Source organism: Devosia geojensis (assembly GCF_000969415.1).
Taxonomy (GTDB): Bacteria; Pseudomonadota; Alphaproteobacteria; order Rhizobiales; family Devosiaceae; genus Devosia; species Devosia geojensis.
The window spans coordinates 15,454-38,423 of the sequence record NZ_JZEX01000060.1; the positions used below are offsets into that span (position 1 = coordinate 15,454).

Consider the following 22,970-nt stretch of genomic DNA (forward strand, 5'->3'; position numbering starts at 1 on the left):
GGCTAACCTTTCGCTTGCAGGCGCGCCAACCGGGTGCGCGGATCGAGATAGGCGGTGAGCCCGACCGAGGAGAGATAGAAGCCGACGACGATGAACACGGAAGCCGCGATCGGCGCCGCCAGCACCCAGACGCGGTTGGCGAGCAGCGACTGGTAGTAGTTGCCCCAGTAGATCATCGTGCCGAGGCTCTGCGCGTTCATGTCGCCGAGGCCGAGCACCGAGAGCGTGACCTCGAGCCCGATGGCGAAGAGGAAACCACTGACGACGTCGGCGAGCAGGAACGGGATGAGGAACGGCAGGTGCTCGCGCACCACGACCTTGGGCGCGCGCATCCCCGAGAACACCGCCGTGTTGGTGAATTCGCGCTCGCGCAGGCTCAGCACCTGCGAGCGGTAGCGCTTGGAAGGGATCGCCCAGTCGAGGAGACCGATCATCAGCCCGAGCGCGACAAGCGTCATCTGCCCGCGCAGCATCGCGGCGATGAGGATCAAGAGCGGCAGGCGCGGGATGACGATGAAGGAATCGACGAGGCCGGAAAGGAACCGGTCCCAACGGCCGCCGAGATAGCCCGAGATCATGCCGATCATCACGCCGATGCCGCGCCCGATGATGACGGCGAGGCCGGCAACGATCAGCGTGTTGCGCACCGCATAGGTCAGCATCCAGAAGACGTCCTGCCCCTGCGATGTGGTGCCGAACCAGTGTTCCCATGAGGGCGGGGCGTTGCGCGGAACGACGCGGCGCGCCTCGGCCGCATAGGGCGAAAAGAACGAGAGCGCGGCGAGGATGAACACCACGACGAGGATGATCGAGCCGTAGCGGAAGGCGGGGCTGTAGCGGAAGAGGTCGCGGATCGTCACGAGCATGGCTTGGGCCCTCACCGGTAGCGCACGCGCGGATCGATCAGCGGATAGCAGAGATCGATCAAGAGCGATGCGGTGGCGATGCCGACGATCGAGAGCAGCGTGATGCCCATGATCATGTTGTAGTCGCTGGCATTGATGGCGTTGAGCAGCAGATAGCCGAGGCCGGGATAACCGAAGACGACCTCGGTGATTAGCGCGCCCTCGAAGATCGCGGCGAGCGAGAGGGCAAGGTCCGTCACCTGCGGCAGCATGGTGTTGCGGATCACATAGCGGAAGACGATCTTGCGCTTGGGGAGCGCGGCGATCTCGGCGAAGCGCACATAGTCGGACGTGCGCTCGGTGCCGGCAAGCGCCTTCGACATGATGAAGCGGAAAGCCGTGGCGCCGATGACCAGCGAGAGCGCCGGCAGGAACCCGTAGTAGACGAGGGAGCTGAGATAGCTCCAGCTGAACCCCGGCGCGCCCCGGCTGCCGCCCACCAACGGAAAGATCGGCAGGTAATAGGTGAACAGCATCAAGAGGATGAAGGCGACGATGTAGTAGGGGATCGGGTAGATCGAAACCAGCGTGTTCTCGAGCACCTTCGACCACCAGCGGTCGGGGAAGTAGCCGGCGAGCGCGCCCAGAACGAGCCCCAGCGTCCAGGCGATGACGGTCGAGAGGCCCAGGAGCCCGATCGTCCACCAGATGGCCGAGCCGATCATTTCGGTGACGGTCGTCGGAAAGGCGCTGAACGAAGGTCCGAGGTCGCCGCGCAGCACGCGCCCCCAGAAGTTGACGTATTGGCTGAAAAGGCTGCCGTCGAGCCCGTAGAGGTCCATCAGGGACTGACGGAGCGCGAGCGTCGCCTCGGGCGAAAGGGTCTGGAAGGCCGTGAGGCGCCCCATCGCCTGGTCGATCGGATTGATCGGCGACATGCGCGGGATCAGGAACGTCAGCGATACGCCGATGAAGATGACGATCACCCACTGGATCAGGCGCGGGAATATATATTCCTTGAAGAGAGTCATGGGCGACGTCATCCCCGGATGCGTGAGCGGACTGGTGCGTCAGGAATGGGGGAAGGTGGCGCGCACCCTCCCCCGCCGTTCGGCGCTATTCTGCCGGCCGCAGGCTCTGGAAGGCGTACTTGCCTCCCTGGAACCAGTAGAGCGGCATGTAGTCCGGGCTCTCTGCAGTCGGGAAACCGGTCCAGTACCGCTCATCCCAGGTGACGAACTTCTTGAAGCTGATCGTGGTGATGAAATACATCTCCTCGGTCCAGTACTTCAGGTATTCGCGCACGAGCTCGAAGTTCTCCTCGCTGCCGGGCTCGACCGCCTGCATCGCATCGAGCATTTCGCCGATCCTGGGATCGTTGATGCGCTGGAAGTTGCCCCCGCCCTTGGAGCGATAGTCCTCGCCGACCGGCACGTAGAACTCCGGGTGCCAGCCACGAATTTCCGGCCAGGCATCACCCGAGGCAAGCGCGAAGCTGTACCAGGGCGTCGAGACCTGGAACTGACCCTCGATATGGTTCTGATCCCAGACGGCGCGCTCCGGCCCCTGCAGGTCGACCTGGATGCCGAAGTCGCTCCACATGTCGGCCGCCGCGTTGGACATGCGGAAGGCGTCGTTCTCGTCGGGGGGCGACTGCAGGCTCAATACCCAGGGTTGACCATCCGGCTTCAGCCACTGGCCCGAGCCGTCGCGGGTGAAGCCGTTCTTCAAAAGCAGCGCTTCGGCCGCCTCGGGATCGAACTTCCACCAACCCGTGCCGAACACTTCGCGCGGCGTGCCGGGCACTTCATAGCCCTGCCCCGCGGCCCATTCGGCGATCCGGTCGGGCACGGTCGGGTCGTAGGGCTTGTACATCTCGCCCTCGCCCAGGTCGATCTCGAGGTTCACCAGCCACTCCTCGAGCGGATCGTGGTAGAGCCGCATCAGCTCGGTGGTCGGCGGAACGGGCAACGGCGTGACCTTGACGACGCCGCCGATGTATTCGGTCTGGAGCTCGACGATGTCGAGCGCCAGCGCCAGGGCCCAGCGCACGTCCTTGTTGGCGTAGATCGGATCGCCTTCCATGTTGAAGACGAACTGGCGCGAGCTCACCTCGTTCGGATAGGCCCAGGGGAACTCCTGGTACCAGGAGCGGGCCGTCGAGGTGGTGTCGAGCGTCGTCTGGAACGCCTCGAAATCGGCGTCGAAATAGACGTCGAGCTCGCCGCGGGACATGGCGATCGCCTTGCGGGTGCTGTCCCCGTAGAAGATCGAGAGGATGTTCTCAGGGCCCGCATTTCCGGTCTGGACGCCGGCGGGCGAACGTTCCCAGTCCTCGCGGCGCTGGTAGAGCTCCCAGAAACCGTTGGGATCCGCCTGCACGGGGATGTAGCTGCCCAGCACCACCGGCGGATTGTTGGTGAAGGTCGCAAGGTCCTCCACCGTCTCGAACACGTGCTTGGGCATCATGTAGACGCCGTTCCAGCGCGCCTCGAACATCGAGTGGAAGCGGGCGTTCGGCTCGGACAGCGTGAACGTGACCGAATGGTCGCCGGTCTTCTCGACGCTCTCGACGAACTGATTGAGCTGGGTGTGCCAGCCATTGGCGCCGAGCTCGGGCGAGTCCATGAGTGTCTGGACGGTATAGACGAGATCGTCGGCGGTGAACTGGACGCCATCGCTCCAGTAGATGTCGTCGCGCAGGTCGACGCTCATCTGCGTGTAATCGTCGTTGTATTGCGGCGGGCTGCTCGCGACGTCGTTGATCAGCTCGCCCGTTTCCTGATCGCGTACCCAGAGCGTTTCCAGAAACATGGCGTGACGGGTGGGGTTCTGCGGCCCCTGCACCCAGAAATTGTAGTTGCCGACCACGTTGTAGCGCAGGATCTGATCGGAAACGAACAGCTGCTCGCGCGGCACATCGACCGGCAAACCGGACGGTTGCGCCATCGCACTGCCGATCGGCAGGCTGAAGGCCGCGGCCAGTAGGCCCGCGGAAACCAGACGTGAAAACATCGTCGCTTTTCCTCCCTGAAAGCTGAATACCGCCCCTCCGGCGGTTGTATCGGTAGTCGGACTCGACACGGGCAGACGGGCGGCCTCCATTCCGCTCCATTCGCCGCCCTCGGTGATACCGGTCCTCGGCCTCCTCTTCGTAGTCACTCGGTCACGTCGCGGTCGTTCGAATCGACCTTCGGGAAAGCACGGCCTGTGTTTTCCGCCGGCTCTCGCATGCCCCTCGCACGCCGCCAAGCGCTTGGTCGTGTTCCCGTTTCGCCGGCCAGACAGGGCCGCTTGCCATGCGATCCCCTCAGACCGCCGCACAGGGATGCAATCAAAGCCTGCGCGCAGTGTCAATCAAAATCAATCAATTCAGCTAACGATGGCGTTTTACTTGACCAGTTCGATAGGGTGTCTGCGCGAATTTGATTGCTTGTGATTGACAGCTCCGAAAGACGATGCCAGATTGTCCGTGCCTGGGAGGGTGCCGCCGATCTCGTTCGTGCGGCTAGTCTTGTCGCCACTCTCTGGGAGGGGAGGGCGAAAATCTCGAAGGGAATGCGTTGGCTTGGCCGGCTGCGAGGGCAGCGGGCAAGGGAGGGGACGAGTGCCTGCATGTATCTACCGTACGGTATGCGGACGCGCCTGCACGATGCGACGCGCAGCTGCGATCGAAGTCGCCTTTGACCGGCAAGCGGCCCGGAGGGCGGCGCGATGAGCCGGCAAGGAAAGCCGAATATCCTGCTGATCGGCATCGATTCGCTGCGGGCGGATCACATGAGCCTTTATGGCTATCCGCGCCTGACGACGCCCCATATCGATCAGTTCGCGCGCGGCGGCGTCACCTTCGAGAACACCTACAGCCCGCACATTCCGACGACGAGCGCCTATGCTTCGATGCTGACCGGGCGGGACTGCTTCGGCACCCAGGTCGTGGCGCTGCGTCACAAGGGCGGTCTGCGCACCGACGTACGCACGCTGGCCGAGGTCCTCGGCGGCGAAGGCTACAACACCACCTGCGTCGGCTTTACCGGCAATCCGAGCTCGCGCGGCTTCCAGAAATATCTCGACTATGCCGGCTGGGGCAGCTGGAACGAGGGGCGCAGCCCCAAAGCGCAGAACCTCAACACGGTCACCCTGCCCGAGCTCGACCGGCTGGTCGACGACGACAAGCCCTTCTTCCTCTTCCTGCGCCACATGGACCCGCACGCGCCCTACCTGCCGCCGGAGCCGTTCGAGCGCATGTTCTATCATGGCGACGAGCTCGACCCGGCCAATACGTCCATGGACCCGGTGATGGCGTTCAAGCCGTTCGCCGACTTCTTCCGCTCCTGGATGCCGCCGGGGATCACCGACAAGGACTATGTCGTCGCCCAGTACGACGGCGCCATCGCCTACATGGACGCAGCGCTGCGCACGATCTTCACCGCGCTCGAGGCGCGGGGCGTGCTCGACGACACCATCGTCGTCATCAACGGGGACCACGGCGAAACGCTCTACGAGCACGAGTGCTGGTTCGACCATCACGGCATGTACGACAACGTGCTGCACGTGCCGCTGGTCATCCGCTATCCCGCCAAGCTCCCCGCTGGGCGGCGTCTTGCCGGGTACAACCAGCACAAGGACCTGATGCCGACGATCCTGGAGCTGGCCGGCATCCCCTTCGAGGATCCGCACGAAGGCCGCAGCCTTCTCCCCATGATCCGGGGCGAGGTCACCCACCATGACCGCGAGTTCTACATCACCGAGTGCACCTGGATGCACAAGCATGGCTGGCGCACGCCGGAGTGGAAGCTGATCGTGGCGCTGGAGCCCGATTTCCACTTCAAGCCCGAGGTCGAGCTCTACTACCTCAACGACGACCCGCAGGAGCTCACGAACCTCGCCGACAAGCGCCCGGACATCGTCGCCGACCTCAAGACCCGCATGCAGGCCTGGATCGAGCGGCGCGAGCGCGAGACGGGCCTGCCCGCTCCGATCTACGAGCAGGGCGACTGGCACGGCCATGCCGGGGTCGGCAGCTTCAAGACCTCGCAGCAGGCCTACGACACGCTCCACATCGGGGATCCCACGCAGGCCGCCCGGCTGCAGGCCGAATCCCGCAAATAAGCCGGCGGGCCGCATGCCGGCCCCTGCATTTGACGCACCAGACCATTTTGAAAGGGAAGGACCCATGTCCCTCAACGTCGCCATCGTCGGCCTCGGCAATATCGGCAACACGCATGCCCGGGTCTATGACGAGCACCCCGACTGCACCATCGTCGCCGTGTGCGACGCCATCGAAGACAAGGCCAGGGAAGCGGGCGAGCGTTACAAGTGCCGCGCCTTCACCTCGGTTGCGGAGATGGTCGGCGCCGGGCTCAAGATCGACGCGGCAAGCGTCGCGACCGCCGGCGAGGAGAACGGCGGGCACCACTATGAGCCGACTGTGGCGCTGCTCGAAGCGGGCATCCCGGTGCTCGGCGAGAAGCCGATCTCCAACAAGATCGACGAGGCCGAGAAGATGGTGGCGCTCGCCAGGTCGAAGGGGCTGCGCTACGGCATCAATCTCAACCACCGCTTCACGCCGGCTGCACTGCGTTTGAAGGAGTGGATCGACAGCGGCCGGCTGGGCCCGCTCAACATCGTCAACATGACGATGTGGATCAACAACCCCAACGAGAGCGCGCCCTATTTCCACATGCGCGCCCTGCATCCACATTCGCTGGACGTTTTGCGATATTTTTGCGGGGATGTTGCAAAAGTTCAGGCATTTTTCAAAAAGGGCGAAGGGCGGCAGATCTGGTCAAATGTCCAGGTAAATCTGCTGTTTACGAGCGGTGTCATCGGACACCTGACCGGCTCCTATGACGCAGGTCCGGGCTACGGCCTTGAAACGCTCGAGATCGTCGGCTCCAAGGCGCGCGCAGTGCTGCGCGACGCCTGCGAGGAGCTGGAATTCTACCCCCGCCGCTCGCCCGAGGTGGAGCGCTACACCTGCATCGGCGGCATGCAGAAATTCCCGGAGACGTTCAAGAGCCGCATCACCCGCTGGATCGAGCAGAACCTCGAGGGCGCCAAGCCGGAGGCGATCGATGCCTCGGGCGAGGACGGCCTCAAGGTGCAGCGCATCATCGAGGCGGCGATCAAGTCGTGGGAAACCGATACGGTGGTGACGCTCTAGATGTCGCTGATCACCGTCATCGGGCGCGGCCATGGGGGCACGCGCGCCATCTCCCACACGCTCTATGCCAGCGGCGTCTATATGGGCCAGACCCTCAACGCCTCCGGCGATCTCGTGCCGCCCGAGGCGATGTATGAAGCCTGCCGGATCTTTGCCCGCTATGTCGACCGGGTCGGCGAGCTCGAATGGGATTTTTCCCGCGCGATGAGCGCCGAGATTCCCAAGGAGTTCAAGGACCTCATCGAAAAGTATCTTGCAGCCGTGCTCGCCAGCACATCCGAGCAACGCGGCTGGAAGATCCCGGAGACGACGCTCGTCTATCCTTGGATCCAGCGCATGTTTCCGGAGGCCAAATATATCTTCTGGATCCGCGACCCGCGCGACGGGATTCTTGCGACGCACAAGACCGACGACATGCGCGACTTCGGCATCGACTATCCGCCGACCGAGGACGTCTACAAGCGCCGCGCGATCTCATGGAAATACCAGTACGACCTGGTGCAGGCGACGCCCAGGCCAGCGCACTGGCTGGAGGTGCGCTTCGAGGATTTCGTGCTCAACCAGGAGGCGACCCTCGAGCGGCTGGAGAAATTCCTCGGCTTCGAACTCGGCCGCATCATCGTGCGGCCCGATGCGGTCGGGCGCTGGCGTCGCAAGCCTGACGAGAACGTGTCCTTCGATTTCTTCGAGCCGGCACTCAAGGCCTATCGCTACGACATCGAACCTGCCGCCTGACGGCGCAAACGGAGGAGAAATCCATGAAGCTTGGTGCAAACACCGTCCTCTTCGGCGGACACGACATGGAGACGGCCTTCAAGTACCTGACGATGGCCGGCTATGACGGGGTCGAGGTCTCGGCCATCAACGGCATGAGCGAACACCTCGTCATCGATCGCTGGCGCGAGATCGCACCGGAGGTGAAGCGCCTCGCCGGCGCCTACAACCTCGAACTGCTGGCCATGGAGCAACCATCGCGCGATCCGGCGATCATGGAGCAGGCCATGCAGGCGGCGGTCGAGATCGGCATTCCGATCATCAATTGCGGACCTGGTGGCAAGACGGGCGACGAGGCGAGCCTTGCGGAATCGATCGACGCGCTCGGCAAGCTCGCGCAGATGGCCGAACGCTACGGCGTGACGCTCTGCGTCAAGGCGCATATCGGGCACGCGATGCACAACACGCCGACGACGCTCAAGGTGATGGAGGCGATCTCCTCGCCGGCGTTCGGCATCGACATGGATCCTTCGCACATCTTCCGTTCGGGCGAAAATCCGGTCGAAGCCATCGCGGCCGTGGTCAGCCGCGTCAAGCACGTCCACATCCGCGACTGCCTCGAGGGCCTGACCGGTCCCGGCAAGCCCGAGGAGCAGGCCAACGGGCGCGGCGACATCGACCTCGTCGGCTATATCCGCACCCTGCATGAGGCGGGCTATGCCGGACCGCTCGACCTCGAGGTGATCGGGGCCAAGGACTATTCGGTCGAGCAGTGCGCCGTCATTGCCGCTGAAGCTCGCGGCCACATGCAGGCGTGCCTGCAGGCCTGCGGGGCGCGGTGATCGCGCTCAGATCGCTGTCGGGGAAACTGGAGCGGGTGAAGGGAATCGAACCCTCGTCGTAAGCTTGGGAAGCTTCTGCTCTACCATTGAGCTACACCCGCGACGGGGAACTTTCTGCGCGAAATCGCCAGAACCGTCAAGCGGCTTTGCGTGCCGAACTCAAGCCGGATAGGGCTTGAAATGCTTGGAAAGCTTGAGGCTCTGCGCCTGGTAGTTGGAACCGAGCGCGGTGCCGTAGAGCCGGTCGGGACGCTCGGCGAGGCGCTCATAGATCAAACGGCCGATGGTCTGGCCGTGGTTCAGGAGGAACGGCACTTCGCGGCTCCTGACCTCCAACACCGCGCGGCTGCCGGTGCCGCCGGCGGCCGAGTGGCCGAAACCCGGATCGAAGAAGCCGGCATAGTGCACGCGGAACTCGCCAACCAGCGGATCGAACGGCACCATCTCGGCGGCATGGTCGGGCGGCACGTGCACCGCCTCGTGGCTGACGAGGATGTAGAACTCGTCTGGATCGAGGATCAGCTCGCCCGAGCCGCGGCTGTTGAGCGGCTCCCAGAAGTCGAGGACGTCGAGCGCGCCCTTCCTATCGACGTCGATGACCGCCGTGTGGCGCTTGGAGCGGAAGCCGACGAGGCCGCCGCGGTTCTCGCCCAACAGGTCGATGGAGAGCGCGACGCCGTTGCCGACATCCTGATTGGCGTTGAACACCAGCGTCTGCTCGCGGTGGAGCGCCTGGTGTTCGGCGGGATCGAGGAGCGTGTCGCCCGAACGGAAACGGATCTGGCTCAAGCGCGAGCCGGTGCGCACCAGCACCGGGAAGGTGCGCGGGCTGATCTCGAGGTAGAGCGGTCCGCTGTAGCCTGCGGGCAACTGGTCGAAGCCGCGGGCCCGGTCGCCGATGACGCGGGTGAAAATGTCGAGCCGGCCGGTGGAACTCTTGGGGTTGGTCGAGGCGCTGACGGTTTCGGGCAGCCGCAGGCTTTCCTGCAAGGGCACGATATAGACGCAACCGCGCTCCAGCACCGCGCCCGACGTCAGGTCGATCTGGTGAAGCTTCAGCGCCTCGATGCGATCGGCGACGGTGCGCTCGGGGCCTGGCAGGAAGCTCGAGCGGACGCGGAAGGCCGTTTCACCCAGGCGCAGGTCGAGGCTTGCCGGCTGCACCTGATCGGCATCGAACGGCGTCTGCGAGATGATCGCGCGGACTTGCGCCAGTTTCTCGATGAGGCGCGCCGGATAGACGCCGATCGGCCACTCGTTGTTGCTCGTCATCTCAATCCGCCGGTCAGTGTCATACTCCGATAGCAACAGGCGCAATTGACGCCAAGGGCGAAAAGGCAATAGAAGTTTCCTCGGTGGTGATTTGGCCGGTCAGATTGCAGCCACCTTCCTGGCACGAGGCCTCATGAGGTCCCCATGTCCGGTAAAGTCCAAGTGCTAAACGACCGTTTCGAACCGGCCGCTCACGCGCGCCGGTTTTTTGTTTTGAGGTTTTGAGATGTCGTCCAAGGAAAAGAATCCCCTCGCCGATCCCAAGCGCCGCGCGCCCGAGACGCAGCTCGTCCATGGCGGCACCGAGCGCAGCCAGCATGGCGAAACCTCGGAGGCTCTGTTCCTCAATTCCGGGTATGTCTATCCGAACTCAACCGATGCCGAGACGCGTTTCCAGAACAAGACGCCCGGCCACATCTACAGCCGCTTCTCCAACCCGACCGTCGAGATGTTCCAGAAGCGCATGGCGCTCCTCGAAGGCGCGGAAGCGGCGCGGGGGCTTGCCACCGGCATGGCCGCCGTCACCACGGCCTTGATGAGCCAGGTGCGGGCCGGCGACCACGTGGTGGCGGCGCGCGCGCTCTTTGGCGGTTGCCGGTTCGTCGTCGAGGATTTCCTGCCGCGCTGGGGTGTCGCTTCGACTCTGGTGGACGGACGCGATCCGGCGAACTTCGCCGCGGCCATGCGCCCCAATACCAAGGCGGTGTTCCTCGAGACCCCGACCAACCCGACGCTCGAGATCGTCGATATCGCCGCCGTCGCCGAGATCGCCCATGCGCATGGGGCCAAGCTCGTCATCGACAATGTGTTTGCCACCCCGATCAACCAGTCGCCGCTGGCGCTCGGCGCCGATCTCGTCGTCTATTCGGCCACCAAGCACATCGACGGACAGGGCCGTGTGCTCGGTGGCGCGATCCTCGGCAGCCAGGAGCTGATCGCCGGCGACATCCACACCTTTATCCGCCAGACGGGTCCCTCGATGAGCCCGTTCAATGCCTGGGTGCTGCTCAAGGGCCTGGAGACGCTGCCGCTGCGGGTGCGCCAGCAGAGCGAAAGCGCGGCCAGGATCGCCGAGGCGCTCGCGGGCCACACGAAGGTGCGCAAGGTCTTCTACCCCCACCACAAGAGCCACCCGCAATACGAGCTCGCCAAGCGGCAGATGAAATCCGGCTCGACCCTCGTCGCCTTCGAGGTCGAGGGCGGGCAGGAGGCGGCGTTCAAGGTCGCGGACGCGCTGGCGGTGATCGTCATCTCCAACAACCTGGGGGACGCCAAGTCGATCATCGCCCACCCGACGACGACCACCCACCAGCGCTTTTCCGAGGATGTGCGGCTCGACATGGGCATCACGCCGGGTCTGCTGCGCCTTTCGGTCGGGCTCGAAGCGGCCGACGACCTTATCGCCGACCTCCTCTATGGCCTGGACCAGATCTGACCGATGGGCTGGCGCCGACTGATCCTTGCCGCGATCTGGGCCTGCTGGACGTCCGCCGCCCTCGGACAGGCGGTGCCCAATCATGCCGATCCGAGCGCGCGCGAAATCCTGCCCAATCCGGTGCCCGTGCCGGCGATCAGGTTCCTGACGAGCGCGGACTTTCCGCCGTTCAACTTTCGCGACGAAACGGGCGCGCTGGTCGGGTTCAATATCGATCTTGCCCGGCGCATCTGTGAGGAAGTCGACGTGCCCTGCACCGTGCAGGCCTGGCCCTGGGAGCAGGCGGCCGATGCGCTGGCCGACAATCAGGGGGATGCCCTGATCGCGGGCCTTGCGCTCAGCCCCGAGAACGGGGAGCGCTTCGATTTCTCATCGATCTACCTCGCCCTGCCCGGCCGCTTCGTAACGCAAGCGGATGCGGCACGTGGGTTCGACCCTTCCGCGCTCACCGGCGCCCGGATCAGCGTACGGCGGGGCTCGGCGCACGAGGAGTTCCTGCAGCGCTATCTCGCGCACGCGACGCTCGCGCCCATGGATGACGAGATTGCCGCGCTCGAAGCGGTCAAGGCGGGTGAAGCGGATGCCTATTTCGGCGACGCGATGCGCGCCTCGTTCTGGCTCAACGACAATCTCGCCTGCTGCAGCTTTGCGGGCGAAGCCTATTTCCGGCCGGAGCTTTTCGGCAAGGGTCTCGCAATCGCCGTGCCTGCAGGACACGACACGGTGCGCCACGCCATCGACTGGGCGCTCGTCCGCCTCAAGGAAGGCGGATCGCTCGACGAACTCTATCTGCGATGGTTCCCCGTCGGATTCTATTGAGGAAGCGCCGCCAGCCGCCATCCCAGTATTTGAGGTCGATGAGCACGCGCCGGTCGACGGGAGCGCAGAGCGTGGCGAGGGTCACGTCGATGGCTTTGCCCGACATCCACAACGCCGTGGCGCGGTGATTGCCGTCGAGGAGCAACGCCTCGCCGCCAACGAGGCGATAGGCTGGCAGGCGCAGCTTGACCGGGCCGGAGACGGCCTTGAACTGGTCGACGAGAGAGAGGAAGTGCCGACGATTGTCGGGTGAGAACTCCTCCATGCGTCCCGCGACATCCTGCAGGCGCAATGGACGGGCCAGCGGATCCCACATCGGTCGTTCGACCCGCCACGGGGTCGCCCGATAGGCGCAATAGAGCTGGCCGAGCTCGTCCCTGTCGGTGATCCGGCGGTGTTCTATAACAGCGTCGGAGGGCAGGCGCTCGAGATGCAAGCGCATGCCCGTTTCCATGGGCGACAGGGAATCGAACGGTAAATCCATGATTTCAGCCGAGCAACGTCGTCACAAAGCCTACATGGAAACGTCATAGTCCGATTTCCAGAGGCCAGGCAACATTCCCGCGGCTGAAAGCGGGGTCAGCCCTGCGTCAAAGTGTCAGGCAGGCGACGATGGCGAGCACGGGCGGCTGTTTCGATCGCGGCCGTCGTCAGCCGGTCGAGTCGCAGGTGATCGCGCATGAATTCCAGGAACCGCAATTCTTCCTGGCTGGTGTGAAGGTCGGAGGCGATGACCTCGACGGCAAGTGAATAAGCGGTGTCCTGCAGCTTCTGGGGCACCGCCGCGATCGCCGCCTCCACCACCTCCTCGAAGCCGCCATTGCCGTTGATCTTGTCGGCACAGGCATTGGCCACTTCGGCGATGCGGTGCATGTCGAAATCCTCGAAGACTGGCAGACGTCCGACCAGCGACTCGATGCGCGCCAGCTCACGTTCGGTCATGGTCGTATCCGAGGAGGCGGCGACGATCATCAGTTCGATCAGAGCGTCTTGAACGGGGCTCGGCATATGCAGCGGTCTCCTGGTTGCATCTGGCGCGATCTACCTAGGCAGGGCCGCGGCAACCCGCAAGGGGGCTGCCGGCCCCAGGTTCGGGCACCCACCCCAGCATTGACGGGGCTGACACAGAATGCAACACACCGCTCTTGTCGCAATTCCAACCCGAAAAGGCGTGCCAACCTTGTCGCCGCTCCCGCCCCTCGACCCCGCGTTCTTCGACGCCGCCCAGACCGCCCGCGCCTGGCCATTCGAGGAAGCCCGGAAACTCGTCAAGCGGCTGGAGAAGAGCGGCAAACAGGAAGCGCTGTTCGAGACCGGGTACGGCCCCTCGGGACTGCCCCATATCGGCACGTTCGGGGAGGTCGCGCGCACGACCATGGTGCGTACCGCCTTCCGGCTGCTGACCCGCGACGAAGTCCCGACACGGCTCATCTGCTTTTCGGACGACATGGACGGGATGCGCAAGATTCCCGACAACGTGCCGAGCCGCTCGTTCCTCGAGCCCTACCTGCAGCGGCCTCTGACCGCCGTGCCGGACCCCTGGACCAATGAGTTCGCGAGCTTCGGCGAGCACAACAACGCGATGCTGCGCCGGTTCCTCGACACCTTCGGGTTCGACTACGAGTTCGCCAGCGCCACGGACTACTACAAGTCCGGCAAGTTCGACGCGGTGCTGCTGCGCGCGGCCGAGCGCTACGACGACATCATGAAGGTCATGCTGCCGACCCTCGGAGCCGAGCGGCAGGCGACCTATAGTCCGTTCCTGCCGATCTCGCCGACCAGCGGGCGCGTGCTCTATGTGCCGATGAAGGATGTCAATGCCAAGGACGGCACCGTGACCTTCGCCGACGAGGACGGGCAGGACGTGACCGTCCCCGTCACCGGCGGACATGTGAAGATGCAGTGGAAGCCGGATTTCGGCATGCGCTGGGCCGCGCTCGGGGTCGACTTCGAGATGTTCGGCAAGGACCATCAGACCAACGCGCCAATCTACGACCGCATCTGCGAGATTCTCGGCGGCCAGGCGCCCGAGCACTACGTCTACGAGCTCTTCCTCGACGAGAACGGGCAGAAGATCTCGAAGTCCAAGGGGAACGGCCTCACCATCGATGAGTGGCTGGCCTATGCGAGCACCGAGAGCCTCGGGCTCTACATGTTCCAGAAGCCGCGGGCGGCCAAGCGCCTCTATTTCGACGTCATCCCGCGCGCGGTCGACGAATATTACCAGTTCGCCGAGGCCTATCAGGGCCAGGACGTGGCGCAGCGGCTGGAGAACCCGGCGTTCCACGTGCACTTCGGCCATCCGCCGAAGGTTTCGATGCCGATCACCTTCTCGCTGCTGCTCAACATCGTCTCGGCATCGAACGCCCATGATACCTCGGTGCTCTGGGGCTTCATCTCGCGCTACGTGAAAGGCGCGACACCGCAGACGGAGCCGGAGCTCGACAGGCTCGCGACCTACGCGGTGCGCTACTTCAACGATCGGGTGCGGCCGACAAAGGTTTTCCGCGCGCCGACCGAGAAAGAGCGCGCAGCCCTGCAGGACCTCGCCGATCAGCTTACGCCTCTCGAAGGCTCAACCAATGCCGAGGAGTTGCAGAACCTCGTCTATGAGGTGGGCAAGGCGCACCAGTTCGAGCCGCTGCGCGACTGGTTCGGCGCGATCTACCAGGTGCTGCTCGGCGCTGACCAGGGGCCGCGCTTCGGCTCGTTCGTCGCGCTCTATGGCGTAGCAGAGACGCGCAAGCTCATCGCCGATGCGCTGGCGGGCAAATTGGTGAGCGCCGCGGCCTGACGGCTCAGCTGCTCAGGAGCTTGCGGAAGTAAACGACGCGCTGGGTTTCGGTAAAGCCGAGGGCCTTATGCATGGCATGGCTCTCGACATTGTCGAGAGCCGCGTCGGAGGCGAACTCGGTGCAGCCGAGCCCGAGCGCCCACGCCTCGACCTCCACGACGAGCTTCCTGGCAACGCCCCTGCCCCGCGCTTGCGGCCGCACATAGATGCCTTCGAGGAAGGCGACCGGCGAGGTCTTGCAACCATTAACATAGTCGTGGCGCAGGGCCGCTTCGGCGAAACCGAGCGCCACACCGGCCTCGTCGCGGGCGATGAGGCAGATGGGCGAGCGCGCAGTCTCATCGTAGGCCTCGATATCGGCGCGATGCTCATCATCCCGACTCCTCGGCCAGAGTGCGTTGCGCATGGCGAGCCAATCGGCGTCGTCGGCGGCGCAGGCAGGCGAGACGTGAATACCGGACATATTACTGGCTCGCCCAGATGATGCGGGCGATCCATTCGACATCCTTGATATCGAGGATGCGCGGCTCGTACGCGGAGTTGAGCGAATGCAGCTCGATCTGACGCGCGGTCTGGCGGGCGAGGATCTTGGCCATCACCTCGCCCTCATGGGTGCGCACCACCACGCGGTCGCCGCGCCGCACCTGCTCAGTCGGCGAGACCACGATCCGGTCGCCCTCGCGGTAGAGCGGCTCCATGGAATCGCCCTGGACCTCCAGCGCATAGATGCCTGCATCGCCGGGTGACGGCAGGGCGATCTCGTCCCAACCCTGCCCGGCAGGAAAGCCGGCCGCATCGAAGAAGCCGCCGGCGCCGGCCTGGGCAAGGCCAATGAGCGGAACGGTCGCGACGCGAGGCGGCGCATCCATCTGCAGAAAGGCCCCGGCGCCATTGAGGAACTGCTCGAAGTTCTCTCCTGTCGCCTCCAGGATCTTGGCGATGCTTTCCGTTGACGGCCAGCGCTCGCGCCCGTCCTTGCTGATGCGCTTGGAGGGGTTGAACGCCGTGGCGTCGAGACCGGCCAGCCGCGCCAGACCTGAGGCGCTGAGGCTGTGGCGCCGGGCGATCGCGTCGATGCCATCCCAGATGGCGCGGTGTGACAGCATGATGCCGGATCCTCGCTGGAGAGGAATGATATCTTAGATTCGGAAACTTGTCCTATTACTACAGCCGGGCGTTTGCTCTGTAAAGACTCGGTAAAGGGTTTGCCGCCGCTTGCCGCGGAGAGCCCGTAGGATTAGGGTCCCGGCGCCATGGCCGAACCCGAATTCATCTACAAGATCGCGACAGAAGCCACCTACGAACCCGCGCGGGAGGCTGCCGTTTTCGCCGGCATGCCGATCGACGCGAGGGACGGCTTCATCCATTTTTCCACCGCCGAACAGCTTGCCGAGACGCTGCGGCTGCACTTCGCGGGCAAGGGCGACCTCGTGCTGCTCGCCGTGCGGACGGATGACCTCGGCGCGGCGCTCAAATGGGAGCCATCGCGTGGCGGCGCACTCTTTCCGCACCTCTACGCTCCCCTGCCGCTCTCGGCCGTCGCCTGGGAGGCGCAAATCGCGGTCGCGGCCGACGGGAGCTGCGACTTGCCCGAGGCGGTCATATGATCCTGTCGGCTCTTTCTCCCCTCCTTCGCCTGCCGGCGATGCAGAACCTCAGCCGCGATGCCCTGCTGCGCATGGATCCGGAAATCGCCCACGGCACGACGATAACCGCGTTGCGGCTGGGCCTTGCGCCCGAGCAGGTCGATCCCGATCCGCCGGAGCTGAAGACGCAGCTCTGCGGACTGGAGCTCGCAAACCCCGTCGGCATGGCGGCCGGGTTCGACAAGAATGCCGAGGTGCCGCGCCCGCTCGCCCGCATGGGCTTCGGCATGGTGGAGGTCGGCACCGTGACGCCGCGCCAGCAGACGGGCAATCCCAAACCCCGGCTCTTCCGGGTGGGAGAGGCCGACGGGGTCATCAACCGCATGGGCTTCAACAATGAAGGTCACGAGGCGGTTTTCGCGCGCCTCAAGGCGACGCGGGTGCCCGCGGCGCTCGGCGCCAACATCGGGGCCAACAAGGACAGCGAAGATTTCGTCGCCGACTATGTGGCGGGGGTGAAGCGCTTTGCCGACGTCGCCGACTACCTCACCGTCAATATCTCCTCGCCCAATACGCCGGGCCTCAGGAACCTGCAGGCCGACGAAGCGCTGCGCCGATTGCTCGGCGAGGTGCTCGCCGCCCGCGCCAAGGCCAAGGTTCGCGTCCCCGTTTTCCTCAAGATCGCGCCGGACCTCGACGAAGCGGCGCTCGATGCCATCGCCGATGTGGTACTGGCGACCGATCTCGACGGGCTCATCGTTTCCAACACCACCATCGGGCGCGAGACGGTCGCAGGCATGGAGAATGCCAGCGAGACCGGAGGGCTCTCGGGCAAGCCGCTGTTCGCGCTCTCGACCCGCAAGCTCGCGCAGATGCGCCAGCGGGTCGGCGAGCTGCCGATCATCGGTGTCGGCGGCATCCATTCACCGCAGTCGGCGGTGGCCAAGTTCGAGGCCGGCGCCAATGCCGTGCAGCTCTATTCCGCCCTCGTCTTCGGCGGACTCGACCTGCTGGAGCGGATCAAGCGCGGGCTCGTGGCGGCGGTGCGGGCCGAGGGCAAGACCAATATCGGCGAGCTCGTCGGCACGCGCACCGCCGACTGGGCGGTGGGACACGTTTCCGGTTAACCCGCGAACAGGCTCGCGCGCCGCCGTTCCAGCGCCCACCAGTAGATGCCGCCGCGCGCCAGGAACCAGGCGTGGAGCGCCAGCCAGAGACCGAGATTGCCGAGCACCGGCTGGAGCAGCAATGCGACGGCGAGGAACACGAAAAGCGACATGACCATGCCGTTGCGCATGGTGACGTTGAGTGTCGTACCGACCAGGATGCCGTCGTAGACGAAAGCGGGCATGAAGGTCAGCGCGCATAGCGCGGCAAGCCACAGATAGTCCATGGCGTAGGCGCGCACCTCTTCGTTGGTCGTCATGAAGCCGATGACGTAGCCGCCGCCGAAATACCAGGCGAGACCGAGGCACACGGCGATGATCAGGCCCCACTGGAAGCTGAGCCCATACGCCTTGTCGAAGGCGGGCCGCCAGTTGGCGCCGACCGCCTTGCCGGTCAGCTGCTCGGCGGCCTGGGCGATGCCATCCATGAAGAAGCCGACGATCATCAGGAGGTTGAGGAGAATGGCGTTGGCCGACAGCACCACCTCGCCCATGCGCGAGCCCTGGGCGGCGAAATAGGCATAGGCGCCCATCAGGGCGAGCGAGCGGATCATCAGGTCGCGGCTCAGGCCGAACATCCGCTTCAGGGCCGCCGCATCGAAGAGCTCGGCCGGAACGACAGCGGCAACGATCGCGCGCACGCCGCCGAAGTGGCGCGCCATCAGCACGAGGCCGAGGAGCGCGGCGGCGACGTGTCCGAGGACGGTACCGACAGCCGCGCCGGCGACGCCCCAGCCGAATACATAGACGAAGAGGATGCTGCCAACGATGTTCACCCCGTGGATGATCATCTGCAGCATCATGCCTGTGGTCGCCGCGGCGCGGCCGTAGAACCAGCCGAGAAGCGCATAGTTGATGAGCGAGAACGGCGCCGACCAGATGCGGACCTGGAAATAGGTGGCGAGCGCACCAGCCACGCCCGGCTCGGGCGCCAGGAGCCAATTGGCGAGCCAGAGCATCGGGCCGGCAAGCACGATCATCAGGAGGCCGATGCCGACGGCAAGTCCGATGGCGCGCACGGCATGCAGCAAGCCGTCGCGCGGGTCTCGGGCGCCGACCGACTGGGCGACGAGCCCGGCCGTGCCGATGCGCAGGAAGTAGGCCATGGAGAAGATGAAGTCGAAGACCAGCGCCCCGAGGACGAGGCCGCCGAGGAGCCCCGCATCGCCCAGCCGGCCGATGACGGTGATGTCGACGAGGCCGGCGAGCGGTTCGGTGATGAACGCGACGCAGGCCGGCAGCGCGATCTTCCAGACGTCGGCATGACGTACGTCGAACGGATACTGGGCGCGCTTGCCGCCCTCGGCGGTGGTCATTTCGATGGATTCCGGTCAGTGGTCGGAGATGATGGCGATGACGAGGTCGGCGCGGTTCTGCGTCTCGGCCACGAGATCATAGTTGGGCAGGTCGTTGCGCTCGATATGCGCCCGATTGCGTTCCTCGGTAAAGAGGCCTTCCTCTGCATGACGCTTCATCAGACGGGCGCGCACCGTCTCGCGCGGGACATCGAGGAAGACCGAGAAGTCGAGGAGCGGCTTGACGCCGGCCCAGGGCGGATCGGTGAGCAGCAGGTAGTTGCCCTCGACGACGAGCACGCGCACGTCCGGAGCGACCTCGAAGCCATCGTCGACCACGTCCTCGATCTTGCGGCTGTAGATCGGTCCCTTGACCGGGGCATTGGCGACCTTGATGTGATGGAGGAAATTGACGAAGGCGGCCCCTTCGAAGGTGTGCGGGGCGCCCTTGTAGTCCACCTGCCCCATTTGCTCGAGCTTGGCGTGGCGCATGTGGAACCCGTCCATCGGAACGAGCGCGGCAGTGCCCGGCTGAACGGCATTGAGCGCGACGACGGCTTCGCCGGCGAGGGTCGACTTGCCCGAACCCGGCCCGCCGGCAACACCGATGGCGATGCGCTCGCGCGTGTGCCGCTCCATCTCGAGCACATGGGTGACGAGCACCGAGAGCGCCGATTGCGGATCGAGCTCAAGTCGCGTGGGCATGGCCGCGCCTCTCCTCCTTCTGCCTTTTGCGACGATCATATAGGCTCAAGAAGAATTTGCACGTCCACCCGCCGGATTCCATGTCGCAAGCGCTCAAGCTTCATCCGATCATCGCCGGCTGGTTCGCCGGCAAGGGGTGGGCGCCGCGCCGGCACCAGCTCGACGTGCTCGAAAGCTGGCAGGCGGGCGCCTCGGCGCTGCTGATCGCGCCGACGGGCGCCGGCAAGACGCTCGCCGGGTTCCTGCCGACGCTGACCGATTTGATCGAGACCCCACAGGACGGGCTGCACACGCTCTACATCTCGCCGCTGAAGGCCCTGGCGGTGGATGTGGCGCGCAACCTGACGACCCCCATCGACGAGATGGGAATCAATATCCGGGTCGAGACGCGCACCGGCGACACGCCTGCGGCGCGCCGGCAGCGGCAGCGATACGATCCGCCCAATATTCTCCTCACCACGCCCGAGCAGATCGCGCTGCTCCTCAGCCATCCGGATGCGGCGCAGCTTTTCGGCTCGCTGAAGCGCATCGTCCTCGACGAGCTGCACGCGCTCGTCACCTCCAAGCGCGGGGAGCTGCTTTCGCTTGCCATCGCCCGCATCGCGGCGCTCGCTCCGCAGATGCGGATCACCGCGCTCTCGGCGACGGTGGCGCGGCCGGACCTCCTGCGCGACTGGATCGCGCTGCCCGTGCCGCTGGCGCCGGCGCACCTGCTCAATGCCACGGGCGGAGCGCCGCCGGAGCTGTCCATTCTCGATACCGAGGACCGCCTGCCCTGGGCCGGACACTCGGCCGCCTGGGCGGTGCCGGCGCTCTACGAGACGATCAAGCGGCACAACACGACGCTCCTCTTCGTCAACACCCGCTCGCAGGCTGAGATGCTGTTCCAGAACCTCTGGGCGATCAACGAGGAGATGCTGCCGATCGCGCTGCACCATGGCTCGCTCTCGGTCGAGCAGCGGCGCAAGGTCGAAAGCGCCATGGTGCGCGGGGACCTGAAGGCCGTGGTGTGCACCTCGACGCTCGACCTCGGCATCGACTGGGGCGATGTCGACCTCGTGGTGCAGGTCGGAGCGCCTAAGGGGTCATCGCGCATGCTGCAGCGCATCGGGCGCGCCAACCACCGGCTCGACGAGCCGTCGAAGGCGGTGCTGGTGCCTTCCAACCGCTTCGAGGTGCTCGAATGCGAGGCGGCGGTGGAGGCGGTGGCCGAGAACCACCAGGACAGCGAGAACCCGACGACGGGCGGCTATGATGTCCTTGCCCAGCACATCCTCGGGCGCGCCTGCGCCGGAGCGTTCGACGCCGACGACCTCTTTGCCGAAGTGACCAGCGCCTGGCCCTATCGCGAGCTGGCGCGCAGCCAGTTCGACCGCATCCTCGATTTCGTCGCGACCGGCGGCTATGCGCTGCGCGCCTATGAGCGCTACGCGCGGCTGCGGCGCACGCCCGAAGGCCTCTGGCGGATCGCCAACCCCTATGTCACCCAGCAATACCGGCTCAATGTCGGCACCATCATCGAGGAGCCGATGGTGCGGGTGCGGCTGGTGCGCGGCCGCGGCTTCCGCAAGGGCGCGACCAGCGGGCCGATCAGCCGCGGCGGACGGGTGCTGGGCGAAATGGAGGAATATTTCTTCACTACGATCGTCCCCGGTGACACCTTCATGTTCGGCGGCGAGGTGGTGGCGTTCGAGGGCATGCACGAGAACGAGGCGTTCGTGTCGCGCTCGCAGGCGACCAATCCCAAGATCCCATCCTATATGGGCGGCAAGTTCCCGCTCTCGACCTACCTCGCCGACCGCGTACGCAGGATTCTCGCAACGCCCGAGGACTGGCGGGCGCTGCCCGACCAGGTCTCGGGGTGGCTGCGTCTTCAGCAGGAAGCCTCGGTGCTGCCGGGGCATGACAGCCTTCTCGTCGAGACCTTCCCGTTCGAGGGGCACAACTATCTCGTCTGCTATCCGTTCGAGGGACGGCTGGCGCACCAGACGCTCGGCATGCTGCTCACACGGCGGCTGGAGCGCGCCCGGGCGCGCCCGCTGGGGTTCGTCGCCTCCGAATACGCGCTCGCCATCTGGGGGCTCGGCGATCTTTCAGCGCTCATCCGCACCGGACGGCTCTCGCTCGACGAGCTCTTTGCCGAAGACATGCTCGGCGACGACCTCGAGGCCTGGCTCGACGAATCGGCGCTGATGAAGCGCACGTTCCGCAACTGCGCGATCATCGCCGGGCTCATCGAACGGCGGCATCCGGGCAAGGAGAAGACCGGACGGCAGATCACCATGTCTGCCGACCTCATCTATGACGTGCTCTACGCCCATGAGCCGGACCACGTCCTGATCCAGGCGACCCGCCGGGACGCGGCGCGGGGCCTCCTCGACATCGAGCGGCTGGGCGAGTGCCTCAAGCGCATCCGCCGGCACATCGTCCACAAGCCGCTGGACCGAATCTCCCCGCTCGCGGTACCGGTGATGCTGGAGATCGGCAAGGAGCCGATCTTCGGGGAGGCACGCGAGACCGCCATGGCGGAGGCGGCCGACGAGTTGATGCGGGAAGCTTTGGGCGGGTAGTGTTCCAAGAGGCGGTCAATACCAACGAGGCGGACACCACCGTGTTCATCCGCTTTGCCGGCCACATGTTCGAGCCGCTGGCGTCCGGTGCGCTCTACTGGCGCGCCGAGAACATGCTGCTCGTTGCCGACCTGCACCTCGAGAAGATGAGCTCCTTCGCGCGGCGCGGGCAGATGCTGCCGCCTTACGATACAGGCCTGACCCTGCGGCGGCTGGAGCAGGATCTGCTCGACACCGGGGCGGCGACCGTCATCGCGCTCGGCGACAGCTTCCATCGCGACGAGGGTACCGCCTCGCTCCAGGACATGGACCGTGCGCGGCTCGACGGGTTGATGGAGCGCTGCGAATGGCTGTGGCTGTCGGGCAACCACGATCCGACGCCGCATCAGCTGGGCGGGCGGTGCCTTCCCGCGTTCGCCCATCGCGGGCTGACGCTGACGCATGAGCCGCAGCGATCGGTGGACGGCTTGATCGCCGGGCACCTGCATCCGGCGGCGCGGGTGCTGATGAACGGGCGCTCCGTGCGGCGCGGCTGCTTCGTCCACGACAGCCGGCTGATGATCATGCCGGCCTATGGCGTTTCGACGGGAACGCTCAACATCCTCTCGCCCGCCTTCATAGGGCTCTTCGCCTGGTCGGAGATCAAGGTGACGATGATGGGGCGAGGCCGGCTCTATCCGGTCAGTCCCAAGCGGCTCGTCGGCGGCTAGAGTTCACCGTTTCCTTGAAACGCTGAGCTCTAGGCCGACCGGCACGCGGCAGCA

General features: G+C 65.3%; 20 protein-coding genes, 1 tRNA gene and 1 pseudogene. 11 read left to right on the forward strand and 11 right to left on the reverse strand.

The window, feature by feature from the left end; translation table 11 throughout:
• Positions 1–2: 2 nt before the first annotated feature.
• The 3 genes from VE25_RS05950 to VE25_RS05960 form a co-directional block, all read right to left on the reverse strand.
• The gene (locus VE25_RS05950; RefSeq protein WP_046107681.1) at positions 3–866 is read right to left on the reverse strand and encodes an ABC transporter permease; all 864 of its coding nucleotides are present in this window, start codon (positions 864–866) and stop codon (positions 3–5) included.
• An 11-nt stretch (positions 867–877) separates the two neighbouring features.
• Entirely contained in the window at positions 878–1,876 is a 999-nt protein-coding gene (locus VE25_RS05955) for an ABC transporter permease (protein ID WP_046107682.1), read from the reverse strand.
• Between the two features lie 85 nt (positions 1,877–1,961).
• The gene (locus VE25_RS05960) at positions 1,962–3,860 is read right to left on the reverse strand and encodes an ABC transporter substrate-binding protein (protein WP_083988751.1); all 1,899 of its coding nucleotides are present in this window, start codon (positions 3,858–3,860) and stop codon (positions 1,962–1,964) included.
• Positions 3,861–4,559: 699 nt separating this feature from the next.
• Here VE25_RS05960 and VE25_RS05965 point away from each other — a divergent pair.
• The 4 genes from VE25_RS05965 to VE25_RS05980 all read left to right on the forward strand — a co-directional run bounded on the left by VE25_RS05965 (position 4,560) and on the right by VE25_RS05980 (position 8,564).
• Positions 4,560–5,954, forward strand: coding sequence for a sulfatase family protein (locus VE25_RS05965; RefSeq protein WP_046107683.1), 1,395 nt, complete (start codon positions 4,560–4,562; stop codon positions 5,952–5,954).
• A 64-nt stretch (positions 5,955–6,018) separates the two neighbouring features.
• Complete coding sequence (locus tag VE25_RS05970) at positions 6,019–7,008, forward strand: Gfo/Idh/MocA family protein (protein ID WP_046107684.1); 990 nt, start codon at positions 6,019–6,021, stop codon at positions 7,006–7,008.
• Positions 7,009–7,743: a sulfotransferase family protein gene (locus VE25_RS05975; protein ID WP_046107685.1), complete on the forward strand. Its 735-nt coding sequence runs from the start codon at positions 7,009–7,011 to the stop codon at positions 7,741–7,743. It begins immediately after the preceding gene.
• Between the two features lie 23 nt (positions 7,744–7,766).
• Entirely contained in the window at positions 7,767–8,564 is a 798-nt protein-coding gene (locus tag VE25_RS05980; RefSeq protein ID WP_046107686.1) for a sugar phosphate isomerase/epimerase family protein, read from the forward strand.
• Between the two features lie 27 nt (positions 8,565–8,591).
• On the opposite strand, the gene VE25_RS05985 is transcribed toward VE25_RS05980, so the two are convergent.
• A tRNA-Gly gene (locus VE25_RS05985) sits at positions 8,592–8,665 on the reverse strand.
• A gap of 58 nt (positions 8,666–8,723) precedes the next feature.
• A complete protein-coding gene (locus tag VE25_RS05990) occupies positions 8,724–9,836 on the reverse strand; it encodes a 2'-deoxycytidine 5'-triphosphate deaminase (RefSeq protein WP_046107687.1) in 1,113 nt (370 codons plus the stop codon).
• A gap of 226 nt (positions 9,837–10,062) precedes the next feature.
• On the opposite strand from VE25_RS05990, the gene metZ reads away from it, so the two are divergent.
• Positions 10,063–11,271, forward strand: a complete 1,209-nt coding sequence (metZ, locus tag VE25_RS05995) for an O-succinylhomoserine sulfhydrylase (protein ID WP_046107688.1) — start codon at positions 10,063–10,065, stop codon at positions 11,269–11,271.
• Positions 11,272–11,274: 3 nt separating this feature from the next.
• A complete protein-coding gene (locus VE25_RS06000) occupies positions 11,275–12,090 on the forward strand; it encodes a transporter substrate-binding domain-containing protein (protein ID WP_052731758.1) in 816 nt (271 codons plus the stop codon).
• Here the strand turns inward: VE25_RS06000 and VE25_RS22655 are convergent.
• A complete protein-coding gene (locus VE25_RS22655) occupies positions 12,029–12,532 on the reverse strand; it encodes a hypothetical protein (protein ID WP_152664522.1) in 504 nt (167 codons plus the stop codon). The genes VE25_RS06000 and VE25_RS22655 overlap by 62 nt on opposite strands.
• Positions 12,533–12,669: 137 nt before the next feature.
• The gene (locus tag VE25_RS06005) at positions 12,670–13,098 is read right to left on the reverse strand and encodes a tellurite resistance TerB family protein (RefSeq protein ID WP_046107689.1); all 429 of its coding nucleotides are present in this window, start codon (positions 13,096–13,098) and stop codon (positions 12,670–12,672) included.
• A gap of 223 nt (positions 13,099–13,321) precedes the next feature.
• On the opposite strand from VE25_RS06005, the pseudogene VE25_RS06010 reads away from it, so the two are divergent.
• Positions 13,322–14,884, forward strand: a pseudogene (locus tag VE25_RS06010) (lysine--tRNA ligase); the annotation flags it as partial.
• Between the two features lie 4 nt (positions 14,885–14,888).
• On the opposite strand, the gene aac(6') reads toward VE25_RS06010, so the two are convergent.
• Complete coding sequence (aac(6'), locus tag VE25_RS06015; protein ID WP_439328896.1) at positions 14,889–15,338, reverse strand: aminoglycoside 6'-N-acetyltransferase; 450 nt, start codon at positions 15,336–15,338, stop codon at positions 14,889–14,891.
• A gap of 10 nt (positions 15,339–15,348) precedes the next feature.
• Positions 15,349–15,990, reverse strand: a complete 642-nt coding sequence (locus tag VE25_RS06020; RefSeq protein ID WP_046107692.1) for a S24 family peptidase — start codon at positions 15,988–15,990, stop codon at positions 15,349–15,351.
• A gap of 147 nt (positions 15,991–16,137) precedes the next feature.
• On the opposite strand from VE25_RS06020, the gene VE25_RS06025 reads away from it, so the two are divergent.
• Positions 16,138–16,491 (forward strand): DUF952 domain-containing protein, encoded by a 354-nt coding sequence (locus tag VE25_RS06025; protein ID WP_046107693.1) that lies wholly within the window; start codon positions 16,138–16,140, stop codon positions 16,489–16,491.
• Positions 16,488–17,597, forward strand: coding sequence for a quinone-dependent dihydroorotate dehydrogenase (locus VE25_RS06030; protein ID WP_244466872.1), 1,110 nt, complete (start codon positions 16,488–16,490; stop codon positions 17,595–17,597). Before VE25_RS06025 ends, VE25_RS06030 begins: the two co-directional genes overlap by 4 nt.
• Here the strand turns inward: VE25_RS06030 and VE25_RS06035 are convergent.
• Positions 17,594–18,952, reverse strand: a complete 1,359-nt coding sequence (locus VE25_RS06035; RefSeq protein ID WP_046107694.1) for an MATE family efflux transporter — start codon at positions 18,950–18,952, stop codon at positions 17,594–17,596. The genes VE25_RS06030 and VE25_RS06035 overlap by 4 nt on opposite strands.
• Positions 18,953–18,967: 15 nt before the next feature.
• On the reverse strand, positions 18,968–19,636 hold the full coding sequence (locus VE25_RS06040; protein ID WP_052731759.1) for a nucleoside/nucleotide kinase family protein: 669 nt from the start codon (positions 19,634–19,636) through the stop codon (positions 18,968–18,970).
• An 80-nt stretch (positions 19,637–19,716) separates the two neighbouring features.
• Between VE25_RS06040 and VE25_RS06045 the strand changes: the two genes are divergently transcribed.
• Together VE25_RS06045 and pdeM are read left to right on the forward strand one after the other, a co-directional pair.
• Complete coding sequence (locus VE25_RS06045; protein ID WP_046107695.1) at positions 19,717–22,206, forward strand: ligase-associated DNA damage response DEXH box helicase; 2,490 nt, start codon at positions 19,717–19,719, stop codon at positions 22,204–22,206.
• On the forward strand, positions 22,206–22,916 hold the full coding sequence (pdeM, locus tag VE25_RS06050) for a ligase-associated DNA damage response endonuclease PdeM (RefSeq protein WP_052731760.1): 711 nt from the start codon (positions 22,206–22,208) through the stop codon (positions 22,914–22,916). The genes VE25_RS06045 and pdeM overlap by 1 nt, the downstream gene beginning before the upstream one ends.
• Positions 22,917–22,970: the final 54 nt, after the last annotated feature.

Excerpts from the sequence above, each read along its gene's own strand:
- VE25_RS05950 (WP_046107681.1), bottom strand. The coding sequence starts at position 866 with ATGCTCGTGACGATCCGCGACCTCTTCCGCTACAGCCCCGCCTTCCGC.
- VE25_RS05955 (WP_046107682.1), bottom strand. The coding sequence starts at position 1,876 with ATGACTCTCTTCAAGGAATATATATTCCCGCGCCTGATCCAGTGGGTG.
- VE25_RS05960 (WP_083988751.1), bottom strand. The coding sequence starts at position 3,860 with ATGTTTTCACGTCTGGTTTCCGCGGGCCTACTGGCCGCGGCCTTCAGC.
- VE25_RS05965 (WP_046107683.1), top strand. The coding sequence starts at position 4,560 with ATGAGCCGGCAAGGAAAGCCGAATATCCTGCTGATCGGCATCGATTCG.
- VE25_RS05970 (WP_046107684.1), top strand. The coding sequence starts at position 6,019 with ATGTCCCTCAACGTCGCCATCGTCGGCCTCGGCAATATCGGCAACACG.
- VE25_RS05975 (WP_046107685.1), top strand. The coding sequence starts at position 7,009 with ATGTCGCTGATCACCGTCATCGGGCGCGGCCATGGGGGCACGCGCGCC.
- VE25_RS05980 (WP_046107686.1), top strand. The coding sequence starts at position 7,767 with ATGAAGCTTGGTGCAAACACCGTCCTCTTCGGCGGACACGACATGGAG.
- VE25_RS05990 (WP_046107687.1), bottom strand. The coding sequence starts at position 9,836 with ATGACGAGCAACAACGAGTGGCCGATCGGCGTCTATCCGGCGCGCCTC.
- metZ (WP_046107688.1), top strand. The coding sequence starts at position 10,063 with ATGTCGTCCAAGGAAAAGAATCCCCTCGCCGATCCCAAGCGCCGCGCG.
- VE25_RS06000 (WP_052731758.1), top strand. The coding sequence starts at position 11,275 with ATGGGCTGGCGCCGACTGATCCTTGCCGCGATCTGGGCCTGCTGGACG.
- VE25_RS22655 (WP_152664522.1), bottom strand. The coding sequence starts at position 12,532 with ATGCGCTTGCATCTCGAGCGCCTGCCCTCCGACGCTGTTATAGAACAC.
- VE25_RS06005 (WP_046107689.1), bottom strand. The coding sequence starts at position 13,098 with ATGCCGAGCCCCGTTCAAGACGCTCTGATCGAACTGATGATCGTCGCC.
- VE25_RS06020 (WP_046107692.1), bottom strand. The coding sequence starts at position 15,990 with ATGCTGTCACACCGCGCCATCTGGGATGGCATCGACGCGATCGCCCGG.
- VE25_RS06025 (WP_046107693.1), top strand. The coding sequence starts at position 16,138 with ATGGCCGAACCCGAATTCATCTACAAGATCGCGACAGAAGCCACCTAC.
- VE25_RS06030 (WP_244466872.1), top strand. The coding sequence starts at position 16,488 with ATGATCCTGTCGGCTCTTTCTCCCCTCCTTCGCCTGCCGGCGATGCAG.
- VE25_RS06035 (WP_046107694.1), bottom strand. The coding sequence starts at position 18,952 with ATGACCACCGCCGAGGGCGGCAAGCGCGCCCAGTATCCGTTCGACGTA.
- VE25_RS06040 (WP_052731759.1), bottom strand. The coding sequence starts at position 19,636 with ATGCCCACGCGACTTGAGCTCGATCCGCAATCGGCGCTCTCGGTGCTC.
- VE25_RS06045 (WP_046107695.1), top strand. The coding sequence starts at position 19,717 with ATGTCGCAAGCGCTCAAGCTTCATCCGATCATCGCCGGCTGGTTCGCC.